Genomic DNA, 10,788 nt, shown 5'->3' with positions numbered 1-10,788 from the left:
GCACTATCTACGTCGCAAGCTCGAGGCCTAAGGGTGGATACGGCTTCCTGACCCTCCCCCGATGATCAGTCGGGGACTATCGCTCTTTGAAAGGACGCTAGTCGAGATACAAGGGTGGATCACGCTTTACCGATCCACCGGCGATGCGGAGCCGGGCTCCTGGCGCCGTGATTGCCCCCTGTAGGGGCGATTTCAATCGCCAAGCGGACCGCAGGTTCGCCCTAGGGGGTTCGGAGGGGCAGCTGCGCCGCCCTTGGCGAATGAATTCGCCCCCACAAAGACCCCATCCACACGGCACACCTCACGCCGGTGGAAAGCTCACCCGCACCTTCAATCCGCCGCTTTCGCCGTCATGCAGGCTGATCTGCGCCTGGTGGGCGCTGCAGATTTCACCGACTATCGCCAGCCCCAGCCCCGCTCCGCGGCCCTGCACACTGCGCCGGTAGAAGCGCTGGAACACCTTGTCGCGCTCCTCGGGCGGGATGCCGCTGCCGTCATCCTCCACTTCCAGCACCGCCGGCGAGCGCACTCGCAATACCACATTGCCGCCCTTGGGCGTGTGCGCCAGGGCGTTGTCCACCAGGTTGCAGAGCAGTTCGTTGAGTAGCGTCGGTTCGCCCATCACCCAGGCCTGGTCCTCGGCCTCCAGGGCCAGCGCCACACCACGCGCATGGGCCAGCGGAGCCAGGGCCATGCCCAGCTCGCGGGCCAGTTGGCCCAGCTCGATGCGTTCGGCGCCGCCCTCGGCGATGGCCCGCGCGCCACTCTCGATGCGCGCCAGGGACAGCAGCTGATTGGCCAGGTGGGTCAGGCGATCGGTGTTCTGCGCCGCTTCCTCCAGGGTGGCGCGCCACACTGCCGGGTCCTGCTCGCGCAGGCCGAGGTCGACCCGCGCCTTGAGGGCCGCCAACGGCGTGCGCAACTCGTGGGACGCATCGGCGATGAAGTCCGCCTGGCGCTGGAACAGACTGCGCAGGCGCTCGGTGAACTGGTTCAGGGCATCCACCAGCGGCCGCAACTCGCGCTGCACGGCGACTTCCGGCAGGGGCCGCAAGTCGTCGACCTGGCGCTCTTCTACCGCCAGGCGCAGCTTGTTCAGCGGGCGCAGCGCGGCGCTCACCGCCAGCCAGACCAGCACAAGAGCCGCCACCACCAGCAACACCAGGCGCCACAAACTGTCCACCAGCAGCCCGCGGGCCAGCCGTTCGCGGGCGCTTTCGGTCTCGGCCACGCGAATCTCGGCAATGCCGTTGAGCCGCGGTTCGCTCACCGGTTGCAGCAGGCTGACCACCCGCACGCCCACACCCTGGTACTCGCTGTCGTAGAACCGCGCCAGGGCCGGGTAGTCGTCGGTGCGTCGGGTCCCCGGCGGGGGCGGCGGCAGGTTGTCGTAGCCCGATACCAGCTTCCCGTCCGGGTCGAGCACCTGGTAGAAGATGCGACCGGCGATGTCGTAGGCGAAGGTATCCAGCGCCACATAGGGCACGTCGGCCTTCAGGCGCCCGTCGGCCTCGTAGAGGCCGCCGGCGATGGCGCGGGCCGAAGCCAGCAGGGTGCGGTCATAGGCGGTATCGGCGGCACCGCGGGCGTTCCAGTAGGAACTCAGGCTGGCGATCAGCAACAGGGCGCCGAGCATCAGCGCCAGGCGGCGCAGCAGCCGCCCGCGCAGACTGCCGGCTTCACGCATCCTGGCTCTCCAGCAGATAACCCAGGCCACGGAAGGTGACGATGCGTACCGCACTGCCCTCCAGCTTCTTGCGCAGGCGGTGAATGTAGATCTCGATGGCGTCCGGGCTGGCTTCCTCGTCCAGGCCGAATACCTGGGACGCCAGTTGCTCCTTGCTCATCACCCGGCCTGGGCGGGCGATCAATGCCTCCAGCACCGATTGTTCACGGGAGGTCAGGCTGAGGTTCTCGTCGTCGAGGCTGAAACGCCGGGTACCCAGGTCGTAGACCAGCGCCCCGCAACGCTGCTGTTGCTCGCCACCGAGCACGCTGCGACGCAACAGCGCCTTGACCCTGGCCTCCAGTTCGGACAGCTCGAAGGGCTTGGCCAGGTAATCGTCTGCGCCGAGATTGAGGCCATGGACCCGGTCCTTCACCTCGCCACGGGCGGTCAGCATCAGCACCGGCAGCGTCTTGCCGCGCCCACGCAGGCGCGCCAGCACCTCGAAGCCATCCATGCGCGGCAGGCCCACGTCCAGCACCGCCAGGGCGTAGTCCTCGCTGGCCAGGGCCAGGTCGGCGGCCACGCCGTCATGCAGCACGTCCACCGTCCAGCCCGCGCCCTTGAGCACTTGGGCAACGCTTTCGGCAAGTTGCGGATGGTCTTCGACCAGCAGGATTCGCACGACAAGGTCTCCGAATTGGCAGCGATCGTTCCGAAGTTTAACGGCCCGTCGCCCCTTGTGAACGTCGCGCCGACTTTCTTTCACGCTGAAAGCCTGGCGAAAGTTTCACTGCATAGCATCGCGACAGGGTGGCAAGAACCACCCATAAAAAGCCGGCCAGTGGTTGAGCCGGCCTACAAGAACAACAATGGAGACCACCCGATGCAAACTGCCGTACGGCGGGCATTGCCCCCTGTTCGCATCCTCAGCCTCGCCATTGCGGGCTGTACCCTCGCCCCCCAGGCCCACGCCGAATTCTTCAAGGACAGCTCGGCCACCCTCGAAGCCCGCAACATCTACCTCAACCGCGACTACCGCGACGGCAGCGGCCAGAACAAGCGCGAAGAATGGGCGCAAGGCTTCATCCTCAACGTCGAATCCGGCTACACCGAAGGCACCGTCGGCCTGGGCCTCGACGCGCTCGGCATGCTCGGCGTCAAGCTGGACTCCGGAAAAGGCCGTAGCGGCACCGACCTGCTGCCGGTACAGGACGACGGCGGCACGCCGGACGAGTACAGCAAGCTGGGCCTGACCGCCAAGGTCCGCGCCTCGAAGAGCGAGCTGCGCCTGGGTACTCACATCCCCGAACTGCCGGTGGTGAAGGCCAGCGACAGCCGCATCCTGCCCCAGGTCTTCGAGGGCGGCCTGCTCACCTCCAAGGAAATCAGCAAGCTGACCTTCACCGGCGGGCGCCTATCGGAGGTCAAGGACCGCGCCTCCACTAATTCCGAAGACCTGGCCATCAACAACAAGAACAAGCGCTTCGCAGCGGCCGCCACGGGTGATCACTACGATCTCGGCGGCCTGGACTACGCCTTCAGCGAGCACTACACCGGCCGCTACTACTTCGCCGAACTGGACGAGGTGTACCGTCAGCACTTCTTCGGCCTCCTGGCCAGCCAGCCCCTGGGCGCCGGCACCCTCAGCGCTGACCTGCGCTACGCCATCAGCGACGACAGCGGCCGCGCCGAGGCCGGCACCGTGGACAACCGCGCCCTCAACGGCATGCTCAGCTACGGCCAGGGCAGCCACAAGGTCGGCCTGGGCTACCAGCGCATGAGCGGCGACACCGGCTACGCCTACATCGATGGCAGCGACCCCTTCCTGGTCAACTTCGTGCAGATCAACGACTTTGCCAACGCCGACCAGCGCTCCTGGCAGGCCCGCTATGACCTGGACTTCGCCGCCATGGGCGTGCCGGGCCTGAGCTTCATGACCCGCTACGTCACCAGCGACCACGCCGAAGTCGCCCGCAGCACCGAGGAGGGCCGCGAGTGGGAACGCGACGTCGAGTTCAAGTACGTGGTGCCCAGCGGCAGCCTGAAGAACCTCACCTTGCGCGCCCGCCACGCCGGATTCCGCTCCAACTTCGCCCGCGATGCGGATGAACTGCGCCTGATCGTCAGCTATGCCCTGCCGATCTGGTGATGCCTGAACCAAAATAAGACTCCACAGGAGAAAATCGATGAAGACCACCCTCTCCCGCATCGCCCTGATCACCTCCGGCCTGCTGCTGTCCACCCAGCTGTTGGCCGAGCCCAAGCGCCCGGAATGCATCGCCCCGGCCAAGCCCGGCGGCGGCTTCGACCTGACCTGCAAGCTGGCCCAGAGCGGTCTCAAGGACGGCGGCCTGCTCAAGGCGCCGATGCGGGTCACCTACATGCCGGGCGGCGTCGGTGCCGTGGCCTACAACGCGGTGGTGGCCCAGCGCCCGAAGGACGCCGGCACCATCACCGCCTTCTCCTCGGGTTCCCTGCTGAACCTGGCCCAGGGCAAGTTCGGCCGCTATGACGAGAACGCCGTGCGCTGGCTGGCCGGTATCGGTACCGACTACGGCGCGATCTCCGTGCGTGCCGACTCCCCGTACAAGACCCTGAGCGACCTGGTGGAAGCGGTGAAGCAAGACCCGGCCGGCATCGTCTTCGGCGCCGGCGCCACCATTGGCGGCCAGGACTGGATGCAAACCGCGCTGATCGCCCGAGCCGCCGGCATCGACCCGCAGAAGCTGCGCTACGTCGCCTTCGAGGGCGGCGGCGAAACCCTCACAGCCATGCTCGGCGGCCATGTCCAGGTCACCAGCAGCGGCCTCGGCGAGATCACTCCGCAACTGGCTGCCGGCAAGATCCGCATCCTCGCGGTGCTGTCCGACCAGCGCCTGCCGGGCAAGCTGGCGGCCATCCCCACCGCCAAGGAACAGGGCTACGACATCGTCTGGCCGGTGATCCGCGGCTTCTACATGGGCCCGGAGGTCAGCGACGAGGACTTCAACTGGTGGAAGCAGCAGTTCGACACCCTGCTGGCCAGCGAGGACTTCGCCAAGCTGCGCGAACAGCGTGACCTGTTCCCCCTGAGTCTGACCGGCGACCAATTGAAGGCCTACGTGTTCGAGCAGGTGAAGCAGTACAAGCAGCTCGCCGGCGAGTTCGGCCTGGCGCAGTAGCCTCACCCCCGCCCCCTCTCCCGGCGGAGAGGGGAGATCAACCCCCTTCTGGGTAAACCGCCATGTACGTACGAATCTTCGCTGCGGTCTGGCTGCTCGTCTGCGCCCTGCTCGCCGTGGTCGCCTGGGGCTTCCAGGCGCCCTTCAGCTATGACCCGGTGGGCCCGCGCGCCTACCCCCTGCTGCTGCTCTTGCTGATGGCCACGGCCGCGCTCTGGCTGCTCTACAAGCCGGGCGACGCCGAGGATCTGCCGATCTCCTGGTCCCTGGCGCGCCGGGTCGCCGTCTGCGTTGGCGCCCTGTTCGCCTATGCCCTGCTCTTCGAGCCCCTGGGCTTCGTCCTCAGCACCGCCCTGGCGGGTTTCGGCCTGGGCCTGGTGTTCAAGGGCCGGCCGCTGCCGAGCCTGGTCAGCGGGGTGCTGATGGCCGTGCTGCTCTACGGCCTGTTCGACTACCTGCTGGATGTGCCGCTGCCCCTGGGCCTGCTGGAATTCCTGGAGAACTGATATGGAAACCCTGAACTTCCTGGCCCAGGGCTTCGATGTCGCCCTGCGTCCGATCAATCTGCTGGTGGCCCTGTTCGGCGCCTTCGTCGGCACCGTGGTCGGCCTGCTGCCGGGCCTGGGCCCGATCAACGGCGTGGCCATCCTGCTGCCGCTGGCCTACGCCCTCGGCCTGCCGCCGGAAACCGCGCTGATCCTGCTGGCCGCCGTCTATCTCGGCTGCGAATACGGCGGACGCATCTCGGCCATCCTGCTCAACGTGCCGGGCGACGCCGCCGCCATCATGACCACCCTCGACGGCTACCCGCTGGCGCGCCAGGGCAAGGCCGGTATCGCCCTGTCGCTCTCGGCCATGAGTTCCTTCATCGGCAGCACCATCGCCACCATAGGCGTGGTGCTCTTCGCGCCGATCCTGGCCAACTGGGCAGTGGCCTTCGGCCCGGCGGAGTACTTCATGCTGATGGTCTTCGCCATCGCCTGCCTGGGCGGCATGGTCGGCGACAAGCCGGTCAAGACGCTGCTCTCGGCACTGATCGGCCTGGGCCTGGCCACTGTCGGCGTGGACGCCACCACCGGTGTCTACCGTTTCACCTTCGACAGCGTCGGGCTGTCCGACGGCATCCAGTTCGTGATCGTGGTCATCGGCCTGTTCAGCGTCAGCGAAGTGCTGCTGATGCTCGAACACACCGCCACCGGCCAGCAGGCGGTCACGGCCAGCGGACGCATGCTGTTCAACCTCAAGGAGTTCACCTTCACCTGGTGGAGCAGCGTGCGCAGCTCCCTAACCGGTTTCGTCATCGGCGTACTGCCCGGCGCCGGCGCCACCATCGCCAGCGCCATCACCTACATGAGCGAGAAGCGCATGGCCGGCAGCTCCGGCCGCTTCGGCGACGGCGACCTGCGCGGCGTGGCGGCCCCCGAAGCGGCCAACAACGCCTCGGCCTGCGGCTCGCTGATCCCCATGCTGACCCTGGGCGTACCCGGCTCGGGCACCACGGCGGTGATGATCGGCGCCCTGACCCTCTACAACATCACCCCCGGCCCGCTGCTGTTCGAGCAGCAGCCGGACGTGGTCTGGGGCCTGATCGCCTCGCTGTTCATCGGCAACGTGATCCTGCTGGTGATGAACATTCCGCTGGTGGGCGTATTCGCGCGCATGCTCAGCGTGCCGACCTGGATCCTGGTGCCGGCGATCACCATCGTCAGCGTGGTGGGCGTGTACGCGGTGCACAGCACCACCTTCGACCTGGTGCTGATGGCCGCCCTCGGGGTGTTCGGCTACCTGCTGCGCAAGATGGACTTCCCGATGTCGTCGCTGATCCTCGGCTTCGTCCTCGGCGAGCTGATGGAGTCCAACCTGCGTCGCGCCCTGTCCATCACCAACGGCGATCTGGCCATCCTCTGGAGCAGCCCGATCACCATCGCCCTCTGGATGCTCACCGCGCTGATGCTGGCCCTGCCGGGCATTCGCTGGGTGCGTGCGCGTCGCGCCAGGGCGAAGCTGGTGGCCCATGCCTAAGTGGTGGTTGACGCCCGTGGTGGGCGCCACCGGCGGCTGGCTGGCCAGCCTGGTGGGCTGGCCGCTGCCCTGGATGGTCGGTTCCTTGCTGGCAGTGATTGCCGTGCGCTGCATCGGCAACCTGCCGCTGGCGGAGGTACCGGGCGGACGCAAGTGCGGCCAGTGGATAGTGGGCATCGGCATCGGCCTGCACTTCACGCCGGCGGTGATCGACCAGGTGCTGGCCAACAGCGCCATCATCCTGGTCGGGGCCGTGGCCACCACCCTGTCCAGCGTCATCGGCATCAGCCTGATGCTGCGCAGCGGCGAGGACCGCGCCACCGCGTTCTTCGCCAGCATGCCGGGCGGCGCCAGCGAGATGGTCAACCTCGGCCAGCGCAACGGCGCGGTGCTCAGCCGTGTCGCCGCCGGCCAGAGCCTGCGCCTGCTGCTGGTGGTGCTCAGCGTGCCGGCGCTGTTTCAGTTGTTCGTCGGCGTCCCCGCCGTGCAGCACCAGGCAGCGCAGGTGGACTGGGGCTGGCTGGCCCTGCTGCTGGTCGGCGGCGCGCTGCTGGCCACCCTCATGCAACGCTTCCACCAGCCCAATCCCTGGCTGATCGGACCGCTGCTGGTGAGCGCGGCCATGAGCATCGGTTTCGATCTGCAACTGGGCCTGCCACAAGGCGCCAGCCAGCTCGGCCAGTGGCTGATCGGCAGCGCCCTGGGCTGCCATTTCGACCGCGCCTTCTTCCGCCGCGCACCTTCCTTCATCGCCCGCACTCTGCTGGCCACCACACTGGGCATGGCCTTCGCCGCCGTGGCGGCCGAACTGCTCGGCTGGCTGGACGGACTCGACCACCGCTCGCTGATGCTCGGCATGATGCCCGGAGGCATCGCCGAACTCAGCCTCACCGCCGAGGCCCTGCAGTTATCGGTGCCCCTGGTCACCGCGCTGCAGGTATTGCGACTGCTTCTGGTGCTGTTCCTCGCCGAGCCGGTGTTCCGCCGCTGGCAGAAGCAAAAGACCCACGCTTAGCCCGCCTCGTGCGGGCTTTTTTTACCGGCGGCGCACACATCCCGGCCTATGCTCTCCCCTATCCGATCGCCGCCAGGGACGCCAGCCATGTCCGGACGCATCGCCCCTTTTCGTGCCTTGCTGCTCGTCGCTGCCCTCCTGCTGGCCGCCTGCAGCCGCCTCGACCTGGCCTACCGCAACCTCGACCTGGTGATCCCCTGGTGGATCAGCAACTACGTCAGCCTCGACGACGGGCAGAAGCGCTGGCTGGAACCACGCCTCGAGAAGCATCTTTCCTGGCACTGCCGTACCCAGCTGCCTGGTTACATCGCCTGGCTGGAACAACTGGACAAGCTCAGCCAGCAGCCGACGCTGACGGCGACGGACCTGCGCGGCCAGTTCAGCCAGGTGCGCGACGCCCTGCAGGACGTCGCGGTGGAGATCACGCCCACGGTACTGGGCCTGGCCCAAAGCCTGTCCCCCCAACAGATGGGCGAACTCTACGTGGCCATGGATGAGCGCAACGCCGAGCTGCGCGCCGAACACGTCGCCCCGTCGGTGAAGGACCAGGTCGCGGCACGGGCCCAGCGCATGCGCGAGCGGGTCGAAGACTGGCTAGGACCGCTGCGACCCAGCCAGCAGGCACGCATCGACACTTGGGCCAGGTCCCAGGGCGACTACAACCGGGTTTGGGCGGAGAACCGGGACAGCTGGCAGAAGGAGCTGCGCAATACCCTCTATGGCCGCCATGGGCCGGACTTCCCGCAACGCCTGACATCCTTGCTGCAACAGCCCGAGTCCCATTGGGCGCCCGCCTACCGCAAGGCCTACCCCGCGTCGGAACAGGCCCTGGCGCAGCTGCTGGCCGACCTGTTCAACAGCGCCGACCAACGCCAGCGCAGCGCACTGCGCGAGCGTATCGGCGAAATGGCAGAGGACCTCAAGGGGCTCGATTGCTACCCGCGCTAGGCGCCCGGGTGCTCAGGCCTCGGGCAGGCGCCAATCGATGGGCTGCAACCCATGCTGGGCGAGGAACTTGTTGCAGCGGCTGAAATGGCCATTGCCGAGGAATCCCCGGTAGGCCGAGAGCGGCGACGGATGCGCCGATTTCAGGATCAGGTGCTTGGTGGGGTCGATCAGCCGCTCCTTGCCCTGGGCGTGGGAGCCCCAGAGCAGGAACACCAGGCGCGGACGCTGCTCGCTGACGACCTGGATCACCCGATCGGTGAAATGGTGCCAGCCGGCCGCCGCGTGGGAACCGGCACGCGCCTGCTCGACCGTGAGGGAGGTGTTGAGCAGCAGCACGCCCTGCTCCGCCCAGGACTGCAGATAGCCGTGGGACGGAATCTCGATGTTCAGGTCGCGCTTGAGTTCCTTGTAGATGTTCTGCAAGGACGGCGGCGCCGGCACGCCCGGCTGCACCGAGAAGCACAGGCCGTGGGCCTGGCCTGGGCCGTGGTAGGGGTCCTGGCCGATGATGACGACCTTCACCTGGTCCAGCGGCGTCGAGTTCAGCGCATTGAAGATCAGCGGCCCCGGCGGGAAGATCACCTTGCCCGCGGCCTTTTCCTGGCGCAGGAAATCCCCCAGGGCCTTCATGTAGGGCTTGTCGAATTCTTCCCGCAGGGCTTCTTTCCAGCTCTCTTCGAGCTTGATCCGGTCTTCGCTTTCAGTCATTGCTCATTCTGTTCCATGGCGGTTGCCGGGGCGCTTCCCGCCCGATGGTCGGGCACCCTAAGAAATGCCCACTACCCTTGTCAATCAAGGACACCTGGAACCCGCCCGCATGGACAATCGCCACGACGCCGTGAAACTTGCGCTCTACGAGCGCTTCCTCAAGGACCCGGGCGCCCTGCCGCCAATGCCGGAAACCTCCCGGCACCTGCGCCGCCTGCTGGCGACCGACGAGCCTTCGCAAAAGAACATCAGCGCACTTCTGGATAGCTCCCCCGCCCTGGCTGAACGCCTGATGCGGTTCGCCGCCCTGCCCTTGCTCGGCCATATCAAGTCGGGTTCCAGACTGCTGGATGTGGTGCAGCAACTGGACGGGCGACGCCTGGCCAACCTGGTACTGGCCTTCGAGCTGAGGCAACTGTTCGACGGCAGCGAGCCGAGCTTGCAGAAAGTCTTCAACAAGCGCTGGAGCCTCAGCCTGCAACGGGCCGCCTTCAGCGCCGGCCTGGCCCAGCACCTGCCCCACCTGAAAGAGGAGGATGCCCTGCTGGCAGGCCTGCTGCAGGATGTCGGCAGCCTGCCGCTGCTGAAGGAGCTGCACCAGTGGCCTCAGGTGTCGCGCCTGGAGGTCGACCTGCAGCGCCTCTGCGAGCAGCTTTCCGCCGAGCTGGGCGTGCTGCTGCTGAGCGCCTGGAAACTGCCCGTCGCCCTGCAGGATTGCGCACGCCTGCGCCGCGACTGGTGCCGCCAGCACAAGGGTCCGGTGGACCTGGCGGATGTGGTGCAGGTGGCCGGCCAGTTGCTGGAAGAACCCCGCAATGATGAGCGCCTGGCCAGGCTGCCCGCTTACCAGCGCATGGAACTGCCGGCGCCGCAGGTATTGCGGGCGGAACTGGCGGAGGTGGTGGCGCTTTGGTTGAAGCTGCTGGGGGGCAGGCCGCTGGAGGCGGATTGACCTGATCACCCCCGCCACCTGGGGTGATTTCCCTGCAGGGGCGAATTCATTGGCTATGTCTGCGTTAAATGTTGCTAGAGGGTCCTGAGCCAAGCTGATTATCGAGCGAACGGCGAGTCCCTGTTTCGCCTCCCGGCGAGTCTCTTTTGGCAGTCGTCGGAATGCCGCACCACCCAAAAGAAACCAAAACGCTTGCCCCTGCATCCGGCCCGGCTGCGCCGGGGTGACCAGCCTTCGGCTGTTACTGCGTTTCCCTCGCTCCATCGTTGCTCCGGGGGCCCGGGGGGGGGGGGGGGGGGGGGGGGGGGAGGAG

Annotated in this window: 10 protein-coding genes; 7 read left to right on the top strand and 3 right to left on the bottom strand. The window is 67.1% G+C overall.

Features of this window, described 5'->3' with window-relative positions; all coding sequences use genetic code 11:
* Positions 1-301: 301 nt before the first annotated feature.
* The gene (locus tag ACFW0H_RS29860; protein WP_422917441.1) at positions 302-1,687 is read right to left on the bottom strand and encodes a sensor histidine kinase; all 1,386 of its coding nucleotides are present in this window, start codon (positions 1,685-1,687) and stop codon (positions 302-304) included.
* Entirely contained in the window at positions 1,680-2,351 is a 672-nt protein-coding gene (locus ACFW0H_RS29855; RefSeq protein ID WP_422917440.1) for a response regulator, read from the bottom strand. The genes ACFW0H_RS29860 and ACFW0H_RS29855 overlap by 8 nt, the downstream gene beginning before the upstream one ends.
* A gap of 201 nt (positions 2,352-2,552) precedes the next feature.
* On the opposite strand from ACFW0H_RS29855, the gene ACFW0H_RS29850 reads away from it, so the two are divergent.
* The 6 genes from ACFW0H_RS29850 to ACFW0H_RS29825 all read left to right on the top strand — a co-directional run bounded on the left by ACFW0H_RS29850 (position 2,553) and on the right by ACFW0H_RS29825 (position 8,815).
* Complete coding sequence (locus tag ACFW0H_RS29850; protein WP_422917439.1) at positions 2,553-3,818, top strand: OprD family porin; 1,266 nt, start codon at positions 2,553-2,555, stop codon at positions 3,816-3,818.
* Between the two features lie 37 nt (positions 3,819-3,855).
* Complete coding sequence (locus tag ACFW0H_RS29845) at positions 3,856-4,830, top strand: tripartite tricarboxylate transporter substrate binding protein (protein WP_422917438.1); 975 nt, start codon at positions 3,856-3,858, stop codon at positions 4,828-4,830.
* Positions 4,831-4,892: 62 nt separating this feature from the next.
* Positions 4,893-5,336 (top strand): tripartite tricarboxylate transporter TctB family protein, encoded by a 444-nt coding sequence (locus ACFW0H_RS29840; RefSeq protein WP_422917437.1) that lies wholly within the window; start codon positions 4,893-4,895, stop codon positions 5,334-5,336.
* A 1-nt stretch (position 5,337) separates the two neighbouring features.
* The gene (locus ACFW0H_RS29835) at positions 5,338-6,852 is read left to right on the top strand and encodes a tripartite tricarboxylate transporter permease (RefSeq protein WP_422917436.1); all 1,515 of its coding nucleotides are present in this window, start codon (positions 5,338-5,340) and stop codon (positions 6,850-6,852) included.
* Entirely contained in the window at positions 6,845-7,867 is a 1,023-nt protein-coding gene (locus tag ACFW0H_RS29830; RefSeq protein ID WP_422917435.1) for an AbrB family transcriptional regulator, read from the top strand. The genes ACFW0H_RS29835 and ACFW0H_RS29830 overlap by 8 nt, the downstream gene beginning before the upstream one ends.
* 87 nt (positions 7,868-7,954) lie before the next feature.
* On the top strand, positions 7,955-8,815 hold the full coding sequence (locus ACFW0H_RS29825; RefSeq protein ID WP_422917434.1) for a DUF6279 family lipoprotein: 861 nt from the start codon (positions 7,955-7,957) through the stop codon (positions 8,813-8,815).
* 12 nt (positions 8,816-8,827) lie between these two features.
* On the opposite strand, the gene ung is transcribed toward ACFW0H_RS29825, so the two are convergent.
* Complete coding sequence (ung, locus tag ACFW0H_RS29820; protein WP_422917433.1) at positions 8,828-9,523, bottom strand: uracil-DNA glycosylase; 696 nt, start codon at positions 9,521-9,523, stop codon at positions 8,828-8,830.
* Between the two features lie 109 nt (positions 9,524-9,632).
* Here ung and ACFW0H_RS29815 point away from each other — a divergent pair, with 109 nt between their 5' ends.
* The gene (locus ACFW0H_RS29815) at positions 9,633-10,475 is read left to right on the top strand and encodes an HDOD domain-containing protein (RefSeq protein ID WP_422917432.1); all 843 of its coding nucleotides are present in this window, start codon (positions 9,633-9,635) and stop codon (positions 10,473-10,475) included.
* Positions 10,476-10,788: the final 313 nt, after the last annotated feature.

This window comes from Metapseudomonas cellulosilytica, assembly GCF_049334135.1.
Lineage (GTDB): Bacteria > Pseudomonadota > Gammaproteobacteria > Pseudomonadales > Pseudomonadaceae > Metapseudomonas.
Note: the sequence above shows the minus strand (reverse complement) of the source record. Positions and strands in the feature narration are given on the sequence as shown.